General features: G+C 58.2%; 25 protein-coding genes. 8 read left to right on the plus strand and 17 right to left on the minus strand.

All coding sequences use genetic code 11. The features are described 5' to 3' along the window. Nucleotides 1-37 precede the first annotated feature (37 nt). On the minus strand, nucleotides 38-1,744 hold the full coding sequence (locus H0264_RS35695; RefSeq protein ID WP_181581606.1) for a hypothetical protein: 1,707 nt from the start codon (nucleotides 1,742-1,744) through the stop codon (nucleotides 38-40). A 442-nt stretch (nucleotides 1,745-2,186) separates the two neighbouring features. Next, the gene (locus H0264_RS35700) at nucleotides 2,187-2,417 is read right to left on the minus strand and encodes a helix-turn-helix domain-containing protein (RefSeq protein WP_181581607.1); all 231 of its coding nucleotides are present in this window, start codon (nucleotides 2,415-2,417) and stop codon (nucleotides 2,187-2,189) included. 251 nt (nucleotides 2,418-2,668) lie between these two features. On the opposite strand from H0264_RS35700, the gene H0264_RS35705 reads away from it, so the two are divergent. After that, a complete protein-coding gene (locus H0264_RS35705; RefSeq protein ID WP_181581608.1) occupies nucleotides 2,669-3,802 on the plus strand; it encodes a hypothetical protein in 1,134 nt (377 codons plus the stop codon). A gap of 24 nt (nucleotides 3,803-3,826) precedes the next feature. Here H0264_RS35705 and H0264_RS35710 read toward each other — a convergent pair whose 3' ends face one another. The 5 genes from H0264_RS35710 to H0264_RS35730 form a co-directional block, all read right to left on the minus strand. Further along, complete coding sequence (locus H0264_RS35710) at nucleotides 3,827-4,609, minus strand: NYN domain-containing protein (RefSeq protein ID WP_220139908.1); 783 nt, start codon at nucleotides 4,607-4,609, stop codon at nucleotides 3,827-3,829. Nucleotides 4,610-4,826: 217 nt separating this feature from the next. Continuing rightward, nucleotides 4,827-5,165 (minus strand): histone-like nucleoid-structuring protein Lsr2, encoded by a 339-nt coding sequence (locus H0264_RS35715; protein ID WP_181581610.1) that lies wholly within the window; start codon nucleotides 5,163-5,165, stop codon nucleotides 4,827-4,829. Between the two features lie 1,313 nt (nucleotides 5,166-6,478). Then, nucleotides 6,479-8,662, minus strand: a complete 2,184-nt coding sequence (locus H0264_RS35720) for a hypothetical protein (RefSeq protein WP_181581611.1) — start codon at nucleotides 8,660-8,662, stop codon at nucleotides 6,479-6,481. After that, nucleotides 8,659-9,366 carry a hypothetical protein gene (locus tag H0264_RS35725; RefSeq protein WP_181581612.1) on the minus strand — a complete coding sequence of 236 codons (708 nt, stop codon included), beginning with the start codon at nucleotides 9,364-9,366 and terminating at the stop codon, nucleotides 8,659-8,661. Before H0264_RS35725 ends, H0264_RS35720 begins: the two co-directional genes overlap by 4 nt. A gap of 6 nt (nucleotides 9,367-9,372) precedes the next feature. Continuing rightward, nucleotides 9,373-10,251 (minus strand): vWA domain-containing protein, encoded by an 879-nt coding sequence (locus tag H0264_RS35730; protein WP_181581613.1) that lies wholly within the window; start codon nucleotides 10,249-10,251, stop codon nucleotides 9,373-9,375. Between the two features lie 426 nt (nucleotides 10,252-10,677). Here H0264_RS35730 and H0264_RS35735 point away from each other — a divergent pair, with 426 nt between their 5' ends. After that, nucleotides 10,678-11,613 carry a restriction endonuclease gene (locus tag H0264_RS35735; protein ID WP_181581614.1) on the plus strand — a complete coding sequence of 312 codons (936 nt, stop codon included), beginning with the start codon at nucleotides 10,678-10,680 and terminating at the stop codon, nucleotides 11,611-11,613. A 76-nt stretch (nucleotides 11,614-11,689) separates the two neighbouring features. On the opposite strand, the gene H0264_RS35740 is transcribed toward H0264_RS35735, so the two are convergent. The 4 genes from H0264_RS35740 to H0264_RS35755 form a co-directional block, all read right to left on the minus strand. Then, nucleotides 11,690-12,325, minus strand: coding sequence for a DUF2290 domain-containing protein (locus H0264_RS35740; protein WP_181581615.1), 636 nt, complete (start codon nucleotides 12,323-12,325; stop codon nucleotides 11,690-11,692). Nucleotides 12,326-12,363: 38 nt separating this feature from the next. Continuing rightward, the gene (locus H0264_RS35745; protein ID WP_181581616.1) at nucleotides 12,364-14,529 is read right to left on the minus strand and encodes a DEAD/DEAH box helicase; all 2,166 of its coding nucleotides are present in this window, start codon (nucleotides 14,527-14,529) and stop codon (nucleotides 12,364-12,366) included. 248 nt (nucleotides 14,530-14,777) lie between these two features. Next, nucleotides 14,778-15,962 (minus strand): helix-turn-helix domain-containing protein, encoded by a 1,185-nt coding sequence (locus H0264_RS35750; protein WP_181581617.1) that lies wholly within the window; start codon nucleotides 15,960-15,962, stop codon nucleotides 14,778-14,780. After that, nucleotides 15,959-16,765 (minus strand): hypothetical protein, encoded by an 807-nt coding sequence (locus H0264_RS35755; RefSeq protein ID WP_181581618.1) that lies wholly within the window; start codon nucleotides 16,763-16,765, stop codon nucleotides 15,959-15,961. The genes H0264_RS35750 and H0264_RS35755 overlap by 4 nt, the downstream gene beginning before the upstream one ends. A 519-nt stretch (nucleotides 16,766-17,284) precedes the next feature. Here H0264_RS35755 and H0264_RS35760 point away from each other — a divergent pair. From H0264_RS35760 to H0264_RS35775, 4 genes are all read left to right on the plus strand, one after another. Next, nucleotides 17,285-17,707: a hypothetical protein gene (locus tag H0264_RS35760; protein ID WP_181581619.1), complete on the plus strand. Its 423-nt coding sequence runs from the start codon at nucleotides 17,285-17,287 to the stop codon at nucleotides 17,705-17,707. 103 nt (nucleotides 17,708-17,810) lie between these two features. Beyond that, nucleotides 17,811-18,248, plus strand: a complete 438-nt coding sequence (locus H0264_RS35765; protein ID WP_181581620.1) for a hypothetical protein — start codon at nucleotides 17,811-17,813, stop codon at nucleotides 18,246-18,248. After that, nucleotides 18,241-18,915 carry an antirestriction protein ArdA gene (locus tag H0264_RS35770; protein ID WP_181581621.1) on the plus strand — a complete coding sequence of 225 codons (675 nt, stop codon included), beginning with the start codon at nucleotides 18,241-18,243 and terminating at the stop codon, nucleotides 18,913-18,915. The genes H0264_RS35765 and H0264_RS35770 overlap by 8 nt, the downstream gene beginning before the upstream one ends. A 56-nt stretch (nucleotides 18,916-18,971) precedes the next feature. After that, nucleotides 18,972-19,232 carry a hypothetical protein gene (locus tag H0264_RS35775; RefSeq protein ID WP_181581622.1) on the plus strand — a complete coding sequence of 87 codons (261 nt, stop codon included), beginning with the start codon at nucleotides 18,972-18,974 and terminating at the stop codon, nucleotides 19,230-19,232. Between the two features lie 726 nt (nucleotides 19,233-19,958). On the opposite strand, the gene H0264_RS35780 is transcribed toward H0264_RS35775, so the two are convergent. The 6 genes from H0264_RS35780 to H0264_RS35800 all read right to left on the minus strand — a co-directional run bounded on the left by H0264_RS35780 (nucleotide 19,959) and on the right by H0264_RS35800 (nucleotide 23,500). Continuing rightward, nucleotides 19,959-20,903: an exostosin domain-containing protein gene (locus H0264_RS35780; RefSeq protein ID WP_181581623.1), complete on the minus strand. Its 945-nt coding sequence runs from the start codon at nucleotides 20,901-20,903 to the stop codon at nucleotides 19,959-19,961. 122 nt (nucleotides 20,904-21,025) lie between these two features. After that, a complete protein-coding gene (locus H0264_RS35785; protein WP_276514523.1) occupies nucleotides 21,026-21,628 on the minus strand; it encodes an SAM-dependent methyltransferase in 603 nt (200 codons plus the stop codon). Beyond that, complete coding sequence (locus H0264_RS39425) at nucleotides 21,625-22,083, minus strand: JmjC domain-containing protein (protein ID WP_420832130.1); 459 nt, start codon at nucleotides 22,081-22,083, stop codon at nucleotides 21,625-21,627. Before H0264_RS39425 ends, H0264_RS35785 begins: the two co-directional genes overlap by 4 nt. Nucleotides 22,084-22,222: 139 nt before the next feature. Continuing rightward, a complete protein-coding gene (locus H0264_RS35790; protein WP_220139909.1) occupies nucleotides 22,223-22,393 on the minus strand; it encodes a hypothetical protein in 171 nt (56 codons plus the stop codon). Between the two features lie 359 nt (nucleotides 22,394-22,752). Next, nucleotides 22,753-23,040 carry a hypothetical protein gene (locus H0264_RS35795; RefSeq protein ID WP_181581626.1) on the minus strand — a complete coding sequence of 96 codons (288 nt, stop codon included), beginning with the start codon at nucleotides 23,038-23,040 and terminating at the stop codon, nucleotides 22,753-22,755. 163 nt (nucleotides 23,041-23,203) lie between these two features. Next, the gene (locus H0264_RS35800) at nucleotides 23,204-23,500 is read right to left on the minus strand and encodes a hypothetical protein (protein ID WP_220139910.1); all 297 of its coding nucleotides are present in this window, start codon (nucleotides 23,498-23,500) and stop codon (nucleotides 23,204-23,206) included. A 202-nt stretch (nucleotides 23,501-23,702) separates the two neighbouring features. Here H0264_RS35800 and H0264_RS35805 point away from each other — a divergent pair, with 202 nt between their 5' ends. Together H0264_RS35805 and H0264_RS35810 are read left to right on the plus strand one after the other, a co-directional pair. Then, nucleotides 23,703-23,918 carry a hypothetical protein gene (locus H0264_RS35805; RefSeq protein WP_181581627.1) on the plus strand — a complete coding sequence of 72 codons (216 nt, stop codon included), beginning with the start codon at nucleotides 23,703-23,705 and terminating at the stop codon, nucleotides 23,916-23,918. 9 nt (nucleotides 23,919-23,927) lie between these two features. Beyond that, complete coding sequence (locus tag H0264_RS35810; protein WP_181581628.1) at nucleotides 23,928-24,506, plus strand: ankyrin repeat domain-containing protein; 579 nt, start codon at nucleotides 23,928-23,930, stop codon at nucleotides 24,504-24,506. Nucleotides 24,507-24,532 lie beyond the last annotated feature (26 nt).

Consider the following 24,532-nt stretch of genomic DNA (forward strand, 5'->3'; position numbering starts at 1 on the left):
GTATCAATATTCACACTCCCTAACTCAATTGTCAATTCTATTTTCTAATCGCCCCGCTGACTCGGCGTTGGTATCGCCTTGCCCGGAGAACAACGAGCATTACAGCCATCGATGCACACGCCGTAACGCTCACTATTAATGCCTCCCACCAGCTCGAAGTTGTAATTATCTTCGCCAGTCCTAAAGCAGCAATAGTCATGGCCACGACTGCATTCACAATGAACCACGAACTAACCGCTAAGGTTGAGATTGACAAACGGCTGACAGCATCAGTGGTAAAGCGCGAAACGAGCCAACCGGAGACGATTGCGGGAACACCGAATAGTATTGTCGGCCAGAACTGAGACGCATTCGGACTAAATATGTCATCGTACCAGTTCCCAACCCCCAGCGTGAGAACCATAAGATATACAGACAGAAGCGCCACGACGAACATCAAACCAGGAGGCTTTTCTCGCAGCTCTATGATTAGATACGGTATTCGAGATGCCGTATTTGCAATATCGAGGTCACGACCGTACGCGTGAACATAGGTTAGCCCACGCGTATCAGCGGCGTCCCATCTAGGATCCATAGGCCGTTTGGATATGGCTATGGCTGCCCGTTCGGTTTGATTGGCTTCCTGAAGGGTAGCGAGGCCAATTTCAATGTAGTATACATACATACCCTCCGGCGCGTCAGTTCGAAAGTGATAGCTCCTTGCCTTCGTCGCTCGCGTGAGCGGAATGATGTGAGATCTCCGAGCTAATCCGAATGCGGCACGAATATGAGAGTAGGTGAGCTCGGATAGTTTCCTGACCCCGCCAATTTTTTTCTCCTCCAGGCGCTCACGTGTCTCAGTGTATTCGATTTCGAGTTTAATGGCGCTACCGGAGGGTGCCAGCGCGATAATGGGGAAGGTGCTCTGAATGCCATATACGAAGTTGTGCAACACATCGCGCCAAACGACATCGTCACCCGTCAGATTTGCAGCTTCGATCTTCTCCTTCAGAAGATCGGCGATAGCTACGCGCTCGCCGGGGTCGGTCGGTTGTTCATTGATAATCTGAAGTCGAAGCTTACCCCACAGGTCATCCGGCACATTTCCGAATACCGTCTCCAGCAACGCTTCTCCAATTACAAGAAGCGCACCATGCGTCTCTTGATAGGAGAGTGTGCGCACCAACTCCTTTTTACAGGTAACCTTAAGCTTGTCGATAAGCTCATTCTTCCGGGGCGAGAGGATGGGTATCAGCTGCCGAGTGACGTTATTGTTTTCAGCTCCAAGAACAGTGCGAGTCACCTTTACTCGGTAGGTTTCGTCCCCGAGCTCAACCCGCTCTGCTATACGACTGACATACGTTGCCGGATTGTTGAAAACCTCAAAGAACCTCAACACGTCGACGGTGGATAGGACATCTGCAAATGCGCTCGTTGCCGCCTTAATCCGAGCTTCTTCACTCGATCTTGCCGGCATGTCCTCCTTTCTGCAATTGACTCGGGTTATGTCCTTCTCGGTAGCACGATCGCGATGGCTGATATACCAGCGGACTGCGACCGCAGCGCCCAGAAGTACGCCTATGGCGAAGCGAGATAATGCCGATACGTCGTTATGAATATCGCCAAACGGAATAACTAGGACAGAGAGTAGCGCGATGCAGATCGCGATTATCAGGGTTAACGAGCGCTTAAAGAGTCGCTTCCACAGCACTCTAAGGCTTTGAGAGGCTAGCCTATCCTCGGCAGCTCCACCGACCTTGGCCAATTCTCACACCAAGCCTTTTGTCAACAATACGGAGTCAACCGGTTGGTTTCTATTCGATCCACCCACCAGCTGCGTGGCTCCCATGATGTCAAGCTGTCCCTTCACCAGATCTGGCCGGCCTTGAGCACCTAACTCTCCGAGAATCTACGATCAATTATCGCGACTCACTGCCCAGCCATTTCAAATGCGGAAAATTTAGCGCGGCCTAACGATGAGAGCAACAAGGATACGGGACACTGGGCGCTATGCGATCATTCGCTGAAGAAAAATCGGTTAGTGTAACTAACATCAAACCGTATCGTTTCGATCAAATAGAAGACGAGATGCTTCCCATTGACCAATCTATTACTTACCCAGAAATAAAGATTGGCTCAGGAGGCAGTGCTCAGAGTGCATTGCCAGACAAGGTGGGGTGCGCAGCAGTCGAGGCCCCCTCGACTGCTCATCCAATCCGTGCCACCACCTCCCCTAACGTCACCCCCAGCGCCTCCGCCACATACCGCAGCTCGATCACATCCAACCGCCGCTCGCCGCTCTCGTACTTACTGACGAAGGACTGCGGCACATCGAGTCGCGCCGCCACCTCCACTTGGGTGAGGCCGGCGTCCTGGCGCAGCTGCCGGAGCACCGCGCAAAGGCGCTGGTACTCGGCCGAATAGATCGACTTTTCCACAAGGCAAACCGCACCTTGCGCCGGGCAATATCCCAATTTAGGATATTGCGCACCGTGCCCATTCCAGCGGCATGGCAACCGAGCCAAGGAGGTGAACCATGGGCGGCGGTGACGGCTTCATCGGCGGTGGCGACGGCTAATTTGCCTCGAACCCACATGAAAGGGCCGTAGCGGTTTTCCCTGAAACCCGTTGTGGCCCTTTCCTTTTCGCTATGAATCATTAGTTAGACTTGCTACAATAATGGCAGTCTATGCAAGACCCGCTACAGCGCATCACCAAACTGCAGACCATCATCGCCGCGATTCTCGTGGCCGGTCTAGGCATCGCGCTCATGGTGCTCGGCGCCCAAACACCGACCAATCCAAATCTCGCGTGGCTCAGGTTCTTCCCGTGGAGCGAGGTCGGCGGCACCCTGCTGGTCGCAGGGTTGCTTGGTCTCGGCATCGATTACTTCACCGGAAGAGACCGCGAAGCCCGTGACACTGCCCGGCTCCAACACGTACTGGCCGAATCTGCCCCAGCCATGCGAGACGCCGTCATACAAGGCTTCGCCTTCGGAAATGACGATCTCGCCCGGGTCGCCAGTCCTGACACCCTCGACGACATCATCCAGAACAGTTTGGCGCTCCGCCTCGGTGATAAGGCCTTTGCCGAGGAGGTCTATCAGGACATCCGCGACCAGGCCATCCAGGCGTCTGAACGCTGGCATGATGCCAAGGTCGAGATCCGCCTCTCGCCGGCCGCTGGCGGCTCGGCGGAGGCTCCCGCTGCCCCGGCACTATTCACCGTCACCGTGCGCTGGGAGTACAGCGTCGTGCCCAGACATCGCTCGCGCCGCTTCGCTGCCGTCTCCGACAAAGCCGAATACGCTGAACTGGCCCGGGAAGACGGCACATTCGCCTGGTATGTCACGCCGAAGGCTGGACTCAACGCCACCGACCGTGAGGCATTCGAACTGGTTCAATTCAGCGTAGACGGGCAAGAGCGGGCGATCCGCCAGGCGTCCCGGAAGACAGGGCAGATCTACACCGTCGACCTCAGCCTCGATGCGAGGCAGGCCGAGGAGCCGGTGACCATCGCTTATACCTACCGCACCGTGACAGAACGCCGCGGCCACCTGCTTTACATCGACATCGAACAGCCCACCCGCGGGATCGAAGTCGAACTCGATTACAGCGACTGCGCTATTGAGCGGGTGAGCGTGCTCGATTTCATCGCCAGCAGCAAGGCCACCCGTATCGAACGCTCACCGGATACCGTTCCCGGCAAGTCCGTTCGGGTTGGATTCGACGGATGGGTATTTCCAAGAAGCGGCGTCGGATTCGTCTGGGTGACCGCCGAAAGCGCAGCTTCCGCCCCCACGACCAACGGCAAGCCGCGGTAGCGGCAGTCGGGCTCGGGGCCACAGTTATGTACCGGACAACCTCACCGTTATATCTCCACCAGATCGCCCCACAATCTGAGCTCCACCGACCTTGGCAAGGAAATCACGGAAGTTGCCGTAGCCGTAGGTGTTTTCGTCGAAGGTCGGGTCGAGGGCGAGCATCTTGCTCTTGATGGCACTCGCCGTCGGTGTATCCGTCGTGATCTGGTTGACGGCCTCAAGGAGCAGCTGCTTGGCCTGCATTGCATCACCATGCGCAGCAGGGGGCTGGCCCAGGCCGGCGACGCTCTTGGTCGGTTCAGCATGACGCAGCACTGTTTCCCAGAACTTGTACTCGCTGCACACCGACACCAACCGCGCGCTGGTCGTGCCCTCGCTCGCGCCAATACCGATGACGTGCTTGCCGAACTCCCGCAGCTTCTGCACGAGCGGTGTGAAATCGCTGTCGCCCGTGACCAGTACGAACACGCCGATCTCGGCGTGGGTGATGAGGGTCTCCATGGCGTCGACCGCCAGGCGAATGTCTGCCGCGTTCTTGTGGGTGCCCGGGGTGAAGCGGCCGAGCTGAACGAGATCAATGCCGTTCTCCGCCAGCAGTTTTTCGTACTGGCCAAACCGCTCGTCGCGCCAGTCCGCGTAGGCACGCCGAACTGATGCATTGCCGAACCCGCGGCACAGCCAGCGCATCGCCGCGACGGGGATGGCCTGTGCGCCAGGCGATCCCCCGCCCACACCGAGGACGAGGTTCTCGAAGTCCAGGAAGACAGCAACAGCATCACTGCTCGCAGGACGCGATTCCCGTCGCATATCCATCACCCCGCTCGTGACTCTCGGAGCGAAGCGTAGGCCCCGTCACTCCTGACGCGGCGGCATTTCGGCTGATCCAGTACGGCCGCGCGCCATCAACTTGAAGTGACATCAGCGGCAACCATTCGAGACCGCAGGGCCGGGCGAGCGCGGCAGCTCTCCGGCGAACGCCTCGTAGATCCTCTCGTGGCGTTCGCAGTCCGGAAGTCGCAGTCGCCTAGCTATTGGCCTTGTTGTACGCCTCCATGATCTCGGCCGACACTCGGCCGCGGCTGGAGACCTCAAATCCGTTCTTGCGGGCCCACTCCCGGATAGCTTGCGTCTGCTCCCGATCGACGGCCGCACGCGCCCGGCCGGATGCCTTGCCCCTCGGCGCGCGCCCCACCTTGCGAGCATGCTGTGTCCACTGCTCGAACTCCCCGCGCATCTTGGCCGCGTTCAGCTTCGACAGGTCGATCTCGTAGGCCACACCATCGATAGCGAACTGCACCGTCTCCTCGGCGGTGGACTTACCGTCGTAATCGTCCACCATTTCGACGATGACCTTGCGTGCCATGAAGTAGCCCTTCCCAGTTGATATCCGTCTGAGCAGAATCGTAATCCTCGGTAAGGAAACCGGCTTACACCGGACGACGCCAATGTCGGAGAAGGCCCGCCAGCAGACCCGGATGCCGGTTGAACCGCGGACACGTTGCGGACACCGCTGTCGCCGCATGGAACCGCCGCGCCGTGCTGCACATCGGATCCTGTATGGATTGCCATCGGCGGCAGGAGCTGCGCGAGATGGGTTACGACCCGGATGATCTGAGTGTTCAACTTGATCTGGCATGGATCAGGTACTTGCTCTGGCAGGCAGTACAGGAGGGTGCCGATCCCCGGATGTTGCCCCGCCGCCGGAGGCGCCCCTAGGTTCCATAGATATAGACGGCCGACGATCGCCGAGCGAGCCCAAATCATCGGCAGAAGGTGTACTCCCTGCTTTGTCCTTTCGAGTGGTCCAACCTTTGAAGGTCTTCCGCTTTAGTTCTTCTCTAGGGCTCCTCGTTAGCCGAAGGCTCGCTCTAATGCAGAGCTGGGTTCAAGACTCTTAGTGTCGAGAGACGATCGCTAACCGAGCGGTCCTAAACGGCCAGGATGGCCCGATATCTATTCCTACCTGTGTGTTTGGATAAGAGAAGCCATAGTGCTCATCCCTCGGTAAGAAGGATGGGTATCGCGCACATATGGCCTAGAGGAGGTAGAGTCTCCTTAGCCCATAGGGGCGCTAGCGCCCCTATGGGCACTGGCTTCACCGTTAACAGAAGAAGTCGGGCCACTCTGCTAGAGCGACCCGACTCCTCATATGGAACTGCCGCTCGCGGTCTAGCCTCCCAAGCTTCGGATCACGTGCAGCAGCTTCTCCGCCAGCTCGGCAAGAGTCGATCTCGCCGAGCTGGCGGGGTCTTCCCCTAGCTTCGGCAAGGCCCTTACCACTAGATCAGCAATGATCACTGCGGTTCGCACCCACTGGATCGATTCCAGCCAACCTCTGGCGCCTCCCCGAACGCGCCGGGGAGGGTCCGACTTGTCTGACATTGCCATCCTTTCCGACTCGGACTGTAAGCCGCCGCCCGAAAGGCGGCGGATGCCGCCTCGCGTTGCGAAGCGACGCATGCGGGCGCTCCATCGAGTGGGCGCGCACAGCGCGAGTCAGAGGATTGGCGCAGCCAACCTAGTCAGACGGCAAGAGTCTACGCAGGTTTCGCTATCCCCCATGCCCGAACCGCACTCGCGCGGCACGAAATCCGCAATCTTGGTGGGCAATTGATCGAACCACTCTCCCTGCGACAAGCAGCCTGGAAGCGCCTCCCCGGTAGAGGGGTGTCCAAATCAGAAGAGCTCATACGAATCTCGTTCTATCCGGAATCCTCGCCCGGTGGCAATGTCACGACATGTGATGCCCGCGTATGTATCGCTCTCGCACGCGAAGGGGCCGATCGTCATTGAAGTGCCGTACTCGAATGCCGCGATCGTCGGATCGACGATGGAGTCGGACGGACAAATGAAAACCGCCTCCTGGCCCGCAGTAAGCAGGATCGACCGACCGAAGGCAATTGGGTCACACCCCGGCGGGGGTGGAGGCGGCTGGTACTGAACGTTGTTGGCATCACAGCGGATTGATGCGGGTACTCCAAGCGTCGCGATGCAGGACAGGTTCGAACTCGGTGACCGGAACCGTACGGTTTCGGGCGACGGCGGCGGCTGGTTTGACTTGCGTTGCCCCCAGGACGTCAGCAGGACGAGCAGTATCAGTACGGCAATTAGCGCCAGAATGGCAATTATCGAGCCGCACCCTCGTCGGCGACCCTGCGGCTGTGCGGGTCGCGCAGGATAGTGTGCCGTAGTGGGTGGGTTGTATGGCGTCACAGGTGGTGGGTACGGCGATCTTGTCGATTGCTGCCAGGTGGGCTGCGCCGTTTCCCGTTGTGTGGCAGCCGGTCTCGGCCTCAGCGTCGGTGAACTTGGCGACTGCGGCGATGGCTCGTTCCGCTTCGGGAGTGAGGGTGCCTTGGCGGATGCCGGAAAGCGGCTCTGCATCATATTTAGTAGATCGCCGGCAGCCGCGGGGCTGCCGGGCGCAGAGGCGTGTTGCGTCGAGCGGGGTGCTCCAGAGGTGGTAGCGGTTGCCGTTGCTGTGCTCGACGGGCGCGGTGGCGGAGTCGTAGGTTGGGTTCCGGTCCGTGGCGACGCCGTCCGGCCGGCTACCGCGATCAAAGCGGCGTAGGCGTCGGAATCAAGAATGCGCAGTTGGTTAGCACGTGACAGGACCATCTGCGGCGTGAGATTGCTTGTCCGGTAGTTGTTTTCGTACAACGTGACAAGCTCGGTCAGAGCGACGCGTGCGCCCTGCAGGGCACCTAGATCTCGGCCACCGAATCGCCGCTGCAACTCTGAGGCGACTGGACCGAACGCCACAATCGTGAAGTCGCCCTTGGTGAAATCACCGAAGTTGAGGAAGGCCATCGGATTGCCGCGCCAGTCTTTACGGATGCGCGCGGCTGTGATTGTGCCGACGACGGTGATCTGGTCACCCTGACGCTTTCGGATAGCGGCTGCATGAGACGCCAGTAACACATCGAAGGCCGAACGAGCTGTGACCGTGGCGATTCGCGGTGGCGTCGGTTTGCCACGCAGCGCCTGTGGGACATGTTCGTACCCGGTCAGACTGGCGTTCTTCAGCGACTGAGCCTGCGCCGCGAGTGGGCCCTTAAGCAGCTCGTTAAAGACCTCGGATTTGTCCGGATCCGCGAAGTCCTTAGCAGTGAAGATAAGGTTCTGGCCGGTGCCGCCGAAGCGGTCCCACAAGTCATCGTTGTGGGCAATCGCCTGCAGCGACAAGTCGATCACGGCGGCGGAGAACGCATCAAGTTCAGCGTCGAACGTGTTGTCGTCCCGAGCCGGATGCTGGTAGTTCGGATGACCACGCTCGGCGGCGCCGAACGGTGCGAGATCAGCAAGATACATGCCGTCGTAATCGATCAGCGTGATCCTATGGTCGGCACTGACCATGATGTTGCCGTGCTGCAGGTCTCCGTGCGCTGCACCAGCAGCACGAAGCCGTCTAACGGCGCTCTGGATATTGCGGCGGACTTCATCGATGGCGTCGGGCTCATCGAAGTGGTCGTCGACCCAGTCTCCAAGCGGATCTCCAACAACCCATGGCATGCGGACGGTCGGATAGGTGCCCCCTCCGACCACAATGCCGGTCGGGTCGTAGCGCACGTCGATGAGGAATTCAAGCTCTCGATGTCCGGCTACAAACCGCGCGATGTGCTCGTACCGCACGGCAAGGTTGTCGTCGGCTCCGAGCTTATGGAAGCACCTGACTGCGTAGCTCCGACCCCCTGCGGCACTGTCGATTTGGAACGTCGCAGCAAAACCGCCGGAGGCAACCGCGGCGATCTTCAGCGGGGTGAGGACGGCTGTTCCCACGCGAAGATCGGGGTCCCTGGGGAAGGCGTAGTTCGGATGAAGGACTGCTTGCTGGTAGTCGAGAAGACTGGGGAGACTCATAAGCGCACCACGCAGATAGTCGTGTCGTCTGAGGACATACCATCAGCTCGGGCATACGCCACCCAGTCGGCGAACTCATCCGCGTCGTCGAGGACACGGGTCTGGATGAGTTCCTGGTGCATGTCGGCGCTGGCACCGAGCAGAAAGGCTGCCGCAGCGTCGGTGGCCAGAATGAGCGCGTCCCCTCGCTCAAAAGCCTGCTCGCGCTCCCAAATTTGCTCAAGATAATCGTTTGCCGCCGGCAGAGTCGAGATCAGGTGCGGGCGCTGACCGAAGGAGTCGGGTTGCTCAATAGGTCCTGCCACCACTATCTCCCCGTCTCGCACGTGCAGCAGGCAGGTGTCACCAACAGCCCGAGCGCGATACCGCGCGACCCGTGTGTCTACTTCCACTCCCAAAAACGTGGCTGCGCCGCCCTCTGCAATCTTGGATACCGCGTGCCAAGGGAGATTGGCGGTGGATACCAATTGCTGCCATCGATCCCGGAGCCGAACGATCTGGTCAAGCGCCAACGGGTCGTCACCCGCTCGCGCGAACGAGTCCACCAGAAGTTCTGCCCAGACTTCCGGGCGCGCCGATCGAGATGCTCCATCCGACAAGGCAATCCGGCATCCTGCGAACGCGATGCGATCCGCGTTGTCGTCGGCATCTTCATCAGACTTCGGCACGCTCGCCGCGCTGATGCGCAAGCGACGCTCGCTCACTGGTACCTAGCTTTCGATGGCCAAGGCCCCGCTCGTCAGTTCCTTCAACCCTGTCGGCGTGACGGCGCGCGTACCGAGGTTGAGGAACTCGAAGACGCTCCGCGAATCAGCGTTGTAGAGGAAGCCGCGGGCGCCGGGCGCCAGGGGCTTACCTTGCTGCCTGGCTGCCTCATACATCGTCGGTGGGAGCTGGCTGGACATTCCAAATAGCATGTCGGCGTTGTGGTCAGGAAGGCCAACACGCGAGCTGGGGTAGGTGAAGGGCTGCTCTGCACGGCCAGAAAGATGGACGTTGAAGATCAGTGACGCGCCGTCGTCAGTCCCCACTGCCCCAACCGCTTGAGCGGCAATTGTTGGATCGCCATCGGTGCTTTCACCATCGGTGATGTTGACGACGAGCGGCGGGAAGCTGGAGGGGTGCTCCGCGCACCAGCGCCGCACGATCGGCTCAGCGGTCCGGAATGCCATGGTCATGGGTGTCATCCCGCCCGCAGCTGGATCGACCCACACCGGAAACGGCTTCTCCAGGTCGACCCTTTGGCCGCTGTGGTTCACTGCCGGCACGACCCGTGTTTCAATCCGCTTCGGTGCGCGTTCGAGATCCCCGATGGTGATCGCAGGCCGACTGGAATCGCTACCTGGAAGCTGGAAACTGACGTCGGCGCCGTACCCCAACACGCAGAGTTCGAAGTAGTTTCTGATCTTGGGTGATCCCGTACTGCACAGACCGATGGCGTTGTTGAGTGTCATGTTCACCGCCTCCGCCAATGCTTGAGCTTTGGAAGCGCCGGTACCCGCCCACGGTTCTTCCATCGAGTTCGACTGGTCGATCAGGAGCACGAGCAGAGCCGGTTGTTTCCGACTGATTTCGGCTGAGTACGCCATGACACCCTCCCTTGTTCACATGCGCCTTGCTTGGCGATGCTGTCACGTATCCCCCAGCCATATCACCTGGACCGGGGACTCGTACACGATACAGCGCACTACTGACAGCGATCCCTCAGCACAGCCGAACTGCGTTGCAGCACTGCATATTTCGTCAACCGTCGAAGCGATCGACGCCCACTCGGCAGTTCAGGGACATGCGTGATGGGTCACGTTGGCCGGCGGGTCGGAGTGTACGACTGGCCCGGTCGCGGTGGGGCGGCGTCCGGAGGATTTGGCACAACATGGCATAAGCGGGCGGTTTGCGCGGCGCTATCCTGTTGGGAGGTCAGCGGTTCGGTGAGTTCTGATGAAGGCAGGAGTCTGGCAGGGTGGGCCGTACGGAGCGCGAAATCGTGGGGTCGGCTGCCCGAGGGAGGGAATAGCGTGCAGCTGTCGTCGCACCATAAGCGGATCTCGGCACAGGCGTATCAGGCGCTTCGCAACGCTCTCCCGGTCGTCTTCTGGTACAAGGAACGCACGCTGCAGCCGTTTTTGAAGGCTGCGTTCCGCGAAGATCCGAGCGTCCTTCGCGGTCTCGATTTCAAGGGCGAGACCAAGTGGGTCATCGTCGGCAAGCTGGTCGATCGACTACTGGAGCAGGAGGCGTCCTACCAGAAGGCGACGATCCACCTGATGCTTGAGGTCGCCAACATGACGCGCTTCGTTGACCTGGAGCAGCTTGAAGACGCCGACGTGAAGATCGCCAAGGCGCGTGCGGCGGTCGCCGAGCTGAAGCGGCATACCGAGGTCTTCGAACTGCTACTGACCGAGAAACAGCGGGTCGCTGCCCAGCAGGCAGTACTCAAACAGCAGATCGAGTCGCAGCAAAAGTTCGAGCAGACGCTCCGTACGATGCATAGCCACTTCATCCACATGCACGGCGACCCGAACCCCCAGGCGCGTGGTAAGGCGTTCGAGGGCTTCCTGAACCACCTCTTCGGGCTGTTTGACCTCAACCCGCGGACCGAGTACATACTCGACCGCGAGCAGATCGACGGCGCCTTCACGTTGGAGGGCAACGACTACATCGTTGAGGCGAAGTGGCGGAAGGACAAGCTCACTCGGGAGCAGGCGGACGCGTTCGCGGCCAAGGTCCACCGCAAAGCGACGAGTTCATTCGGCTTGATTATTAGTGTCATGGGATTCACCAAGGACGCAGTTGACGAGTATCGCTCACGAACGCCGTTCATCACGATGGACGGCGCGGACCTCACCTGCGTTCTGGAGGGTCGCATCCGCCTCGACGAGCTGCTGATTCGCAAGAAGCGTCACGCGAATGACACTGGCCAGTGCTATTTTCCGGTTAGCGAGATGTTTTGATCAGTCCGATTAAGCGCGCCAATCGGTTTGATGCTCGACCTACAGTGATTGAACATCCGATCCGGCGCCCTACTTCCTACTTGGGAACACCAATGTGGACTCGGCTTGCTTCCAGTGGCGTGATCGTCGGCTCAAAGCGATGGTTGGCAGTTGGCAGTTCCGATGCATACTCCCGTGACGCAGTGTTGTAGAAGCTGCGCAGAATAAATTCCACGAATGCTCCTGGAGTTATTGCCGAGGTTGCAGCGATTCGGCAGTTCGAATATTGCCCTAGCGTCAGATGAGATTTCGGATGATGTAGGTCCTGAACCACCGCATCGTCGGAGTCAAAATCGAACCGCATTGGTACCGTAACCACTCGGCGGTCAACAACCTCTGCGAACATGAGATCGAGACTATACAGCTCCGGGTCATTCTGATACTCGGACAGGTCTGGCGATGGAAGGAATGCCAAGCGGCTGGATAGCAGTCGCCTAGACCTGAACTGGTAGACCATCTGAACGATAGCGCCATCAAGCATCAAGAAGTTGTATGACCTTGCCGCCAACTGCGTAGTGTACATATCCCGGTAGGGAACATCTCTTAGTAGAGATGCGCCAGGCAATATCGTTGGATAGTCAACTTTTTCCACCTGATCTGGGAGTGAGCAGATTCTGGGGAAGTTTTGGTCATTCACCAGGCCTTTTGTAGTGAGATGACGGGTTATAGACATGATCTCCTTGTGGATATCATGAATTTTAGGATTCGCCACTACTGATCGCGCTCTCCAATGAATTTGCGCAGCCGCTCGAGTAGTTCCGGGCTGAGGTCATCAGGAAATAGCGTCTGGTCCTCGAAGTCGCGGAGTAGCCCCTCAATGGACTGCTCGCGCATACCGCGATTAAACTCAGCTTGCGCTGTCATATCGCGGTGCACAATTTGCATTTTCTGCAGGTCAGCCTGCGAGGGATATCTGAAGTTCAACTCAAATCCGGCGCTCTTGATTGCCTCAAACTCCTCGATAAGCGCATCCATCTGCGGCCCGACTCCCAGCACCCGAACCCACGCCTTACTCCTGGTCATAGCCGTGAATAGCCTGTTACGAACGCGAGCGAGATTATAGTGGCTTGCTTGACACTCCTCAGCGTTGACAATGTAGACCATGCCAGCCTCGTTGCCTTTTGCTCGATAGATGCCAGTAAACGTTACTGATTCTGAACCAGGATTAAAAAATACGTCCGCGCTTACGTCTACCCCAGCCAGATGGCTCATAATCTTCCGGTCGAGGAGGCTAGTGCGAATCGGACCGAGATTTCCCCGCGTAGTCAGAGGGTTTGTGTTGATTACGATAATATCGCTATGACGGAGCTCTTCTTCCTGGATGTTGCGTTCGATCTCATCCGCAACCCATTCGTCTTGCTCGTTCTTACTGGCAAACCTCTTAAACTCGACTAGATCTTCAAGCGTAGAGTGCTCTTCCAGGAAACGAGGGCTCGACTCCTCGGTGCGGACGAGAGAGACTTCACGTCCCGGCTCAAGAGCTCCGCGTTTGACTGAGTAGCCGATTTCTGTCCACAGGCTCGGTTGATCGAACATCTGCACAAGGCCGGTCCGGGCTTGGTTTGCAGGCTTGCGATAGATGCCAAATCCGAGACCATGGGCACTTACCAACACCGGCCGGGAATTGCGGTAGCACTTCTCCAGCACTATATCGCGTCGAGCGCCATTCTCGCGGGGCGTCGACTCGAAAGACACGTTCGGTCGACCCTGGTTGTCCGAGCCGAAAATCGATTCAGCCGGAGGCAGCCCATCTCCATTAAGCGTTTGAAGCTCATCATAGGCGTACACGAGCCGATGACGGTCATCCAACATCGAATAACAAAGGCGCAGGAACTCGGGAGGCAGATCTTGCGCTTCGTCGATTAGGATAGCGTCGTAAATAATCTCTGGCGACTTCACTTCCGCTAGCGCGCTTGCACAAGCTCCATTAAACGCACTTTCGCGACCAAACTTGCTCTGTGCATTTCTGAAATCATAGTACTCGACCTGATTCTTCATGCAATATTCAAAGTAGAGACCGTCCCGATCCGCACCTCCAGGCGCCCCCCAAGAATTGACGATACGGACATTGTCCCAGTCGGGCTCTTCGCCCAGCGTCTCGATAGAGAAGCTGGTAATTAGTCGTTTGTACTGTTCCTTCAGGGACCTGGTATTGAAAGTAACCGCGATCCGCCATTCCGGATGCTGAGCATGAAGGTAAGCTGCTTTAAGCGCAAGTACAATTGTTTTACCCGAACCGGCAAGGCCGCGAATTCTCTGGACGCCATCTACGGTTTCGATAACTGCCTTGCTCTGTAGCATATCCAGAGTCGCGATTGACCTCTCAAGCTTCTGCAGGCGCGCTCCACGTGAATCTGGACTATTAATCTTTCTCGGACTCCGCGATCTGCGGATCGTTGATATGCTCTGGATTGCCGAGATTGTTCTCTCGAAGAGGTCGCGCTCGGAGTCAGCCCACTGGAACATGTCCAGCTCGGCACCGATATTCTGCATATTTGCAATCGAGTACTCGTCATCTTCCGGGAGCTTCATGACGGCTGGCGCAAAAGTGATGCTGGATATTTCAACCTTGAGCTTCCGCTTCCTCACAAGGTCTCGATATCCGAGCAGGCGTTGCTGAAGCGCTGTTGCAGATTCGTCCTGGCGAGCCCCGTAATCTCCAAGCTCCGCCCCGTCCACCAAGTCGAATACTATGACACCCTTACTTGGGGATACCAGCACCGCGTCGATCGGATGGCTGCCTTCCGCGGTATTGATGATCGGGTACCCGATGAAGAGCTGTCCATCGAGTGCTGATACTTTGGTAAGCGCGTTAACGAGGGCGTCGCTAGCTGCCGGCTTATCGTTCGTGCCACGAACTACCGTTATCGTATTCATCGGCGGGTCCCCTGTATCCGGTGCTGTTTGGGCACTCCGGCACCCACAGCTGACTCACTCATCTCGATTAACATACTGCCACCATGCCAGATGGCTTCGACACTTCCTCGGAGCATATCGACTTTGCTGCTTGTAGGTCGTGACACTCAGATGCCTGATGTCGCGGTATTCCACCCGATTGATAGTGACAGCGCGGTGTATCCATTCGGGATCCATGTCTGCCGACAGTGCCTACGCAGCGAAGGTGTTCATTCGCCCCCAAACGAAGCCTCCTCAAGGAGAGACACAGACGGACTCTCGGAGGAGCGAGAGTCTCCGGCTACTGTTGTGGTCTGAGGTGTTCGAGATGTGATCGTTCGAAACAGTCCGGCCGGTATTCGGCACTGATCGACGAGCGCCGCCTCACCAACTCCTGCTTTCGTTAGCAACTCAACTGCGCGCGGCAGAAGGGACGGCTGCTCGATCGCGGTGACCAGTCCCGGCTCACCTCGTCGCCAGCCGCGGGTCGATATCGTGGCCATCGCGTTCCGATACGATACGTCGCTCAAGACGCCCAGCGACCGTGCGCGATAGAGCAGCGCCTGAATGCTCACTCCCCATTGCTCTTTCAGCTGAGCCAGGGTACGCCAGGTGTTGCCGCCCATGCTTGTAGGTAGAAGCTGACGGATCTGGTCCGCCGGCATCAGGAACTCCGCAGCAAAGCGATTCGCCTGGTCCTCAACGATTCTTCCGCCAGGCTCGGCATCGCAGTGCATCACCAGATGTCCCAGCTCGTGTGCGACGTCAAATCGTTGACGGTAGTAGTCACGCTTGATCGGGTTCAGGACGACGACCGGTCGAAGATGGCTCTCGAAAGAGTACGCATCGACAGAAGCGGCTTGCTCAGGACTAAAGACAACGAGCACACCCCGGTTCTCCAGCAGTCGAACGAGGTGTTTGACCGGGCCGCTCTCGATACCCCAGCTCTTTCGGACCAGATGCGCAGCGCGCTCAGGACCGTCATCGAGTTGGATGTCGCCATCCACAGGCGCATACGGGAGATCAGGCTCGGGGAACTCGACATGACGTTCAAGACTGCTTGCAATGTCGAGAGCCACTCGCCCATACGCGAACGCTTGATCCCGAGCAAGCTGGCTTGTGGACCGCAGCGAGCGGAAGTGGGGCGTGACACCAGCGGCCACTGCGTCGTCGGGTCGTACGGCAAAGAACCCCGGCTCGACGCCGAGAGCCAGTGCCAGTTGCGCGACGGTTGCAGCCGAGGGGCGCTTCGCCCCAGCCTCCCAGGCGCTAACTGCCGCTGCGCTCTTGCCGATCTTCCCCGCTAGCTCGATCTTTCGAAGAAAAGCAAGCTGACGAGCGAGCGTGAGGCGACCGCCATCGAAGAACGTGGCAACCTCGGCAGTCCGTTTTGTGGTCGATGAGCGAGAGCTCACCGTTCCCCGCCGGAGTTCCTCGACGGTCGAGATTCGGCGCTGGGGCGCAGACGAACCGGGGCATCCGGCGTTCCGTCAGGCCCAATCGGACGTGGCCGGTCGTCTGTCTGGAACCCTCCGCCGATCGGTGGGATATTCAGCAGATCTTCGCGCCAGCGCCAAGCTTTGCCGCCGCCCACATTCAGCATCGGGCGCCCGAAGACCAGTTCGGACCTTCCGTTCAGCGCATCTAAGCTGTGGGCCACAACAAAGGTTGTCATATCAAGATCAGATTCGGCAGCCATAGCCGCTTCCAGCACGCTGAGCTCCTCGTCTGCGGCACCCTCAAACAATGAGGGCTGGTCCGGGTCAGGATCGCGCTGCGATGCTACACGCTGCTTTGTTGGGCTCTTCTGCGGCCATGGCAGTTCATCAAGCTTGCCGAACGCCGACGACGCAAGCAGGAATCGGTTGCCGCCATGCACCCAACCCGGGCTGCCGTTCAGATTCTTGCGCTCGACCACAGTGGGGTCGAGGCGCGGCATGGTTCGGATGTCCTTGTCGGACAACTGAGCAAACAGGAGGTCAAGATCATCTTGGTTATCCCCAGAGACCGATACGTACCTCCCGCAGGCAAAGACACGATCGAGGCGGTCCTTGAAAAGGGTGTACCTGGTGGTACCAAGCCATCCCGCATCGTCGAATGCGCCGTCTTCAGCGTAGATCTCCAGAGATCGCGCAGCCGCGGAAAGGTAGGCCCAGCGGATGCCGCCTAGCACGCCGGCCGAGCCAAGCTCTGCGATGATCTCCTGCTGTTCGCTCACGATCGAAAAGATACACCAAAACCAGTAAGTAGTGCGGAAAAATTAACCTCAAGCGGATGTCAAGGTAACAGCCCGTCTGTAATATTTGTTGCAATTATTGTACCAAGCTACTCGTCTGCCCACGCGGGGTTAGCGCCAATAGGGACGGTCATGTAGCCCCCTATTTGGCCGTGTCGCGCCGCTTCAGCCCGGATGCCGGGGCCGACCCCACCCGGTGTGTATTTCACAACGTGAAAACCGTTGCCGCACACAGTGACCAGTCTCAGGGATTTGCCGATAAGTAGCGTGTCCGATCGCCCATCTCAGCGCCCGACGAGCCGCCCGGTCGGCCGATTGAGCCCATGTGCAGGACTGTCATTAACTGAAGGCGGCTCCACCCGAGCCAACGTCGCCGCAGAGCGGACCAGCTCGACTCCCCCAATCGGCTGGCCGCCGCGGTCGGCGGTCGTCGGTGTCCTGCGGCCGCAAACCGTAAGCGCACGAGGCGTTTACCGGCCGCTCGCACCGAGGAGAAGGACGATGTCCGAACCATCGAACCGGGAAGTCACACTGGCGATCCGGATCGACACCGCCCGGCACACCCAGCTCACCTGGATTGCCGATCTGCGGGGCACCAGCCTCAAGGCCGAGTGCTTCCGCGCCGTCGACGCCTGGATCGAAGCTGCCAAGCAGGATCCCGACCTCATGGCCAGGGCGAACGCCGCCCGAGCAGCCATTGAAGAGGAGGCACGGGCCCGGCAGGCAGCCATCGACAACCTGTTCACTGAAACCCCGCCACCGCCGCCGGATGAGGAGGACGAGACCGAGGGGCCCGTCACCGAGGGAGTGGAAGCCAACCCGACTGAGGCTGACGCGACGGTCGACGAGCCATCACAAGCCGGGCGCCGCAGTCGTGGACGCCGCGGAGGGCAGCAGGCAGGGGGTGAACAGTCAGGTAGCTGAGCAAGTCTCAGCACCTCGGCGACAAGGCCGGCGGATAGCAGCTCGAGCTTCGGCTCCCTGTTACCGGCCGGCCAGTACCCAACGAAACATTAAGGAGGTGATCATGAACGAGAAAAATCCATACCCACAACACAATTCAGGCGAGCAGCCATCTGACAGCCAGGGCGACGCGGTGTGGTTCGCTGAAGCGCCCGACCACCGCGAGCAGCAACTCATCTGGGCAGTGGGCGATGCATTGTTGCAGGCCGTCTACGCCGCCGCTGAGAATCCGGGCGACGAAACACATGCCAAGGTGGCCGACACTGCACTGGAAGTGGTCTGGGCGACGCACATCGTCAACCCGGCCAGCGCCACCGACCAGCAGGTACTGACTGCGCAGGCCAACTACATCTGCGACCGGATCGTCGAGCTGGCTCATACCTGCGACGACCTCACCACCAGCGACCTTCAGGGCGTCATCGACGCGCTTGCCCTCCGACTGGTCCGAAACCGGCTGCCGCTGGACGCAACTGAGCGGGCGAAAGGAGGTGATCATGAATGAACGGTTCCCAGATCCCAACGCACACACCGAGCACCCGCCCGCCTATGGTCAGCCAGAACTTCAACCTGGTCAGGCCGAGTCGGAGGACATACGAGAAGTTGAGCATCGGACAAACCCGCAGATCTACGTCACAAAGGGAATGCCACTTCGGGCCGAACTCACCACGGGGACGTGGTTGGACATGGCCCGACCACCCCAAGACATCTACGCCGAGCTGTATGCCGTTCTCGGCACCGAAGAGGACGCCGGCGTTGATCGCTTCTACATTTGGGACTACCGAGGCTTCGGTAGCTTCCAGGTGACGACTGGCGCGATCGGGCTGGAGGGGGTTGACTCCGTAGAGATTCTGGCGCAGATTGCTCACGGTATTGCTGAGCATGGACAGGCCTTCGCGGCGTGGACCAGTGCGCATGAAGATGACCCGGCATCGCTCGATCGCTTCGAAAGCGCCTACAAGGGGTGGTATGCCAGCCTGGCTGCGTATGCCAGGCACCTACTCGAGCCGTTACACCTCGAGGAACACCCGCGAAGAGCAGTGCCTGACGTCCTCAAGGGCTACATAACCGTCGACTACGCCGCCCTCGGCGACGCCATGATCAGCGAGGGTGACATCATCGCGGTTCCAGCTGATCAGGGCGGTGTGTGGGTATTCGACGAGGGCACGTAAATGCAATCGGACGCATATTGAATCAAATGCATAACGGAGTTATTCTAAGAACACATATGAATGAAGAGCAATTCAATGAACAATTCGCTAAGCTCTACGCTTACATGGATAGACGATTCGACGGACTAGAAAAAGAATTGAAGTCCGACATCGCAAACCTGCGTGACACTATGGACGAGCGGTTCGATCATGTCGTTGCGAAACTTGACGATCTCGATACCGAAGTTACCGCCATGCAATCCCAACTCGACCGCCACGAGCGCTGGCACCACCAGGTTGCCGATCACGTCAGACTCACGCTACGGGCAGATGCCTAGCGGGCATCCACAAGTAGCCCATATCCGGAACTATTCCTGATTAGCAGCCAACTCTAGCAATTGACCAATTGCCACGGCATACTGATTGCAGCACCGCATCTCCTCGCCAATGCCCTCGTAGTTGAGCAGACATAGTACTGTCGCCCTTCGGGCACGGTCTATGTATGGATCGCACTGATTCTATGACAACGCGAAAGCAGCCGAGTGACGTAAATACTACATCCCCTCATTCAAGAAGGGGGTATTTACTGACTTTGCGTAACGAGTTACTGTGAAACTATGAAAACGAAGAAATATTACACTCTCGGCAAGGAGATATCACGCATGATCGGAGGCCTACGAAGCACGGGCCGAAACTTTGAGAATAGGCTATCGGGAGGATTTGGAGTATGAATACTGTACAAACCACAGCCTGGAGATTCTACGACAAGCAAACGAGAACAATAGTGTACGGATTGGGTCTCTCGCCGGACACATTTGCCCGTAGGCGCTACCTAGCAATGAACCGCATTCTAGAGTCAGGTGATCGGGGCGGAGAACTGTTTGCAGGTGACGTGATTTGCTTGCCGGGTGATCGAACACGCTACGTGGTCCACTTCGACGGCAGATTATCAAGCCAAGACGGCGTCTCTGCACATGTGAAGGATATCAAGACCTATTACGTTGTCGGTCAACTACCCGACGGGTGGCCTGAGAGTGGCACGTCCCTCGATAACAACGAGGGATCTATTGACAGTCGTTAGACCATGACGAGTTACAACTGCAACGCCAATCGGAAATTGTACGGCGAGAGACTGCAGCACGCTTAGCGCTGGACGTCAATTCTGCCACAATAGACGTGAGTATTGCTAACGGCGACTCCATGCCAATATGAAAGTTCGATTGCCCTTTTTCTTGCATTCGTTTTCGAACACCCATAGGCAGCGAGGCAACGATCTGAGGGATGAGAACTACGTCCGCTTCGGGCACACGGATCATGTATTCATCCGGGGGAAAGGTTCGACGAAAGGGAGGCTCCCATCCATCGGCGATAACAACAGGGATACTACCGAAATTTAGCGCCTCGGCAAACCGGAAACTGTAGAGTTCGTCGCCACGCGGACAGACAGTGAACCAACTTCTAGACAACAAATGCACGTAACGACGTTGCATGACGGACGGCACATCGGCGAGATGAAGTTCCGAGAAGCTCTCAATAGATTCAACATGCCCGCCTTGCAGCTCGGTAATAACTTCTCGAATGGGATGGCTTATAGAACCCATGAATGACCATTCGATGTCTCGGACTAATGGTTCACATCTCTGATGCGGTAGCCCGAACATTGGAATGGAGACATCCCAGTCCTGCTGGAACGTGTGGGCATGCGATGCCGCTGATACCACTCGTACATTGAACAGGCCCATTTCAGTGCGAAGACGTGAAAAATTGCAGACCGGTGCAGCTTCTAGTACTACTACTTGTTGATTCTTGAATCTATTTGAAACTTCCGCGACAGCAGCGGGGGCGTTGGCAATTGCATTAGTTAGTTCCTGCCGAGATATTCGCCCCTTATCTGCGTCGTTAGTGCCTGGCCACCATGATTCGAACCCGGTTTCAAAGTCGCAGAATATGATATCGGCTCGCTGCGGATCGGGATCAAAGCTTGGTAACATGCGGACTGCATCGAGCATCGCCGCAGTCCAGAAGGTCTTTTTGCTAGGAGGAACTGAGCTAGGAGCACAGACCGATATCTTGCTTAGCTCCGGACTCACTCGACCGGCACCAATCCGACAGGCGCCCAGCACGACATTCCCTACTCCTTTGCAAAGTTTACAATCCAAAGCGAAGACACACCCCGGCCGCCCTCACGCAGGGTAAAATGCCGCTCCTTGTGACCGACAATTCTCCCGCCCATTTCAATCAAGGCATCAGAAAATTCACCGATACACTGGTCTGCGACGCCGGATCCGGCCGCCCAAATACCATCTACTACAGACAGTCCGTCGTCCAAAGTCAACCGCTTCATCGCACGGATCAGGTCTCGATTGCCATTTGGATAGAGGCCACGTACAGCCAAGAATGTCGTTAGCTCACTACGCCTGCTTGGCGGATCACGAGCAACGTCCCGAGCAATGAACTCGCATCTGTGCTCTAGCCCCTTGGATCGAACCAGTTCTTTGGCGAAATCCAGAACTATTTGGTCGGCGTCGTATCCCACAGCTGCCAGGCATGGGAACTTACGCGCAAGTTCCATAACCAATCGCCCCGGTCCGCATCCTATGTCCATCAGAGTCCGAGGCTGGAAGCCAATGGAATCGAGACAAGAAAGTACATCCTCGATATCATGTCCAACATGCGGCGCAGAGAGGTACCAGGATGGTGTTCGTTGGCGCACATCAGATGACCATGTATTCATTTCCGTACTGAAATGCTTAGATGCATGCTCGGCTCGCTGGTCGTAGTCATGTGCGTCGAATTCATGTGGAAGAGTAGCGCATCGCAGGGGTTGAGCCTCACTGACCTCTGCCGCTCCTGTCCTGGCCTATCGCCGGAATTCGACAAAAAGTGGAAGATCTTAACACCCTCCATTTGCATGACTACAGAATCCCACTCGTCTGTGTGCCAACCGAATGCATCCGAGTGTGGTGAGGATATATAGGCCGAAACACTAGTCGGCCTTTTTAGCTGACCGCTCACGGCACTGGCGATATCGCCGATGGTGCCGTGAGAAAGTTCCAGACTTTGAAGCACTGCCGTCCTGGAGTGAATCAGTTCCCGCAATTGATGCTCATTCTTCGGGTACGTCAACGAATCTGATTCAGCGAAGGCTAAACGTCTCGACTCAACGTGCTCTCCAAGCGGGTGTTGCATTACCCTGCGTACATCGTCGATAAGGTTCGCACGCTGTGAAGCAGTGAGCACTTCCGGAATATGAAGGAAGTCCTGGCCACTCTCTAGAAAGGCTTCCAGGAGACGGGCAAGAACTTCCCCCAACTGTCTTTGCACTGATCTACATCGCCGTCGCGAGGTGCTTATGCTTCTTGTCCTGCGGGTCTTTGTTGTAATAGTACGTAGTCCCTGCCATGGGCAGTGTTTCCTTATCCACACCAAGCTCCATGTCGGCCTCGGTGGTGGAGAGATTGTGTTCGCTGCGCAATGCAGATGCGAGACTGGACATCATCTATCTCCTTGCGGTGAAGTTGCCATCGTAGGGTAAACCCAACTGGATCGACTTGCCCGCGGTTTCGTTCAGAGGCCGGCAATAGGCCTGATTCCGGACCATCCGGCCGAGATGACTGCCACAGAGCTCCGTATGCTCCATCCAGCCGTTTTGACATCAAGGCCTTAAACTGCAGCGTTGCTCGACAGGGTAGGTAGAGGCTGCCTCGATTCCGTCTACTAGTGTTAACAACCAAGCGCTCGCTTTTTAATACCAACCAGTTTCGATAATAATGATGCACCGCGCGAGTGGGATCAAGCCCACTCTGTCGGGAATACTGCCGGGATGGGTGCCACCTTCACCTGCCTGCACGAGCTCAGCTACCGGCCTGATCCGATGATGGCACGGACGTCGTCTATAATTTGACGTTGCATTTCCGGCTCAACATAGTAATGCAGATTGCGCGCCTGCAATACTGTTTCCGGATCTCCACCCAGAGCCCTGATCTTTTCGGCTTGTTCCAGAAGTTTATTATCGTATGTAGCCCGAAGGGCGGGAATGCTGCGCATTTTTCCGTTACTTATCGCCTGAGCAACCGCCCCGATAGTCACTAATAAAGTGTGCTCCGCGGATTCCAACTGCTTCTTTTTCTTTGCGCTTCCAAACATGGCTTGTGCTCACCCATTTTCAGTCGCTGTCTCGTACTGCTATCGATATGTTTAACAAGACTCCTACCAAGCTAATCTTTTCATACAAGGCACCGGAAACAAGTCCCAGTCAAGTCCCGGTTACAGGATTGCCGAACTGATACGAGGTCACCCATTCCCGCCCTCACTCCTGCCGTGCCACCGGCTCCCGCATCCGTACCCCTCGCCGCAACAGTGCCAACCGCACCGTCCCAGCATCCGCCCCGAGCTTGGCTCCAACCTGCTTGAGCGTGAGCCGCTCCCCCAGGTACAGCTCCACGGCTCGATCCACCTGCTGTTCGCTGAGCCCCTGCTGCCGCATGGGTACACCCATCCGGTGCAGATGCTCACTCACGGTCTGCCGCCGAATCGAGTACTTCTCCGCCAGCTCATACACCGTCAGCCCGCGCAGGTAGTCCCGCGCCAACTCAGCCTTCTCCAAATCCGACAGCTTCCGGTACCGAGCGGGTAATGGCACCACCGGGCGATCGCCACCGCGCATAGCCTCGGTCTCCGCCTCATCCAACAGGGCCGAAAGCGCCTGACCAGCGCCGACAAGATTGGAGCTGTGCCTCAGGAAGCGCACAACAAGAAGGGCGAGACCACACCGGTCTCGCCCTTCTGCTGTGACCGGGGAGGGTCTCATGCTCGATCGCACCGCCGTATACCGTTCCACGGCAGCACTTCTCATACCGATCGCACTGTCGATCGCAGCCGCCCCGGCCCACGCCGACATCCCGGACTTCCTGTGCAGCGGCTCCGCCACCCTGTGCAACCCCTCCCCCATCCGCCCCGCCCCCACAGCTCCGGACACCGAACCGCCCTACCCGGCCCCGGAGGGCGTTCGCCGGCCCGCCTAGGGTGGCGTGATGCGTTTCAGCCGGTGGCGCAGGACAGCGCAGCTGTATACGGCGGTGCTCGCACAGGATCAGCCGCGCGTGCGGAAGCTGATCGCCGCGGGCGCAGCCGTCGACCGGTGTGACGCGGCCCTTCGCACACCGTTGTATCTGGCCGCCTGCCGCCCCGACACCGAGATCATCCGAATGCTCGTCATCGCCGGGGCCGATCCCAATGCTCGCTCCAGCTTCGGTGACACTCCCTTCTACAAGGCGCTGACCTCGGAGGCCGGAACGGCCGAGACTGTCGCATTGATGCGTGAACACGGCGCCGACGCACGTCTCATGATCGACATTCGTCACACCGACGACTACGACCGCACCCCACTGCATTACGCGGCCTTCGACGGACACCTCCCGCTGCAGGCCGATCTGCTCGATACCTTGCTCGCCCTCGGGTCGGATATTCACGCCCGCGACCATGCGGGCTGGACCCCTCTCCACGCTGCGGCCGGAAGCGCGAATCCCCATGCCGCGCTGACACTCCTGGAGGCCGGCGCGGAGGTCGAGGCCACCAATTTCGGAAGAACAAGCACGGATCGAGCGCGCTGAGTCTCGCTGACAGATCGGTGCAGGGC

The organism is Nocardia huaxiensis (genome assembly GCF_013744875.1).
GTDB classification, from domain to species: domain Bacteria; phylum Actinomycetota; class Actinomycetes; order Mycobacteriales; family Mycobacteriaceae; genus Nocardia; species Nocardia huaxiensis.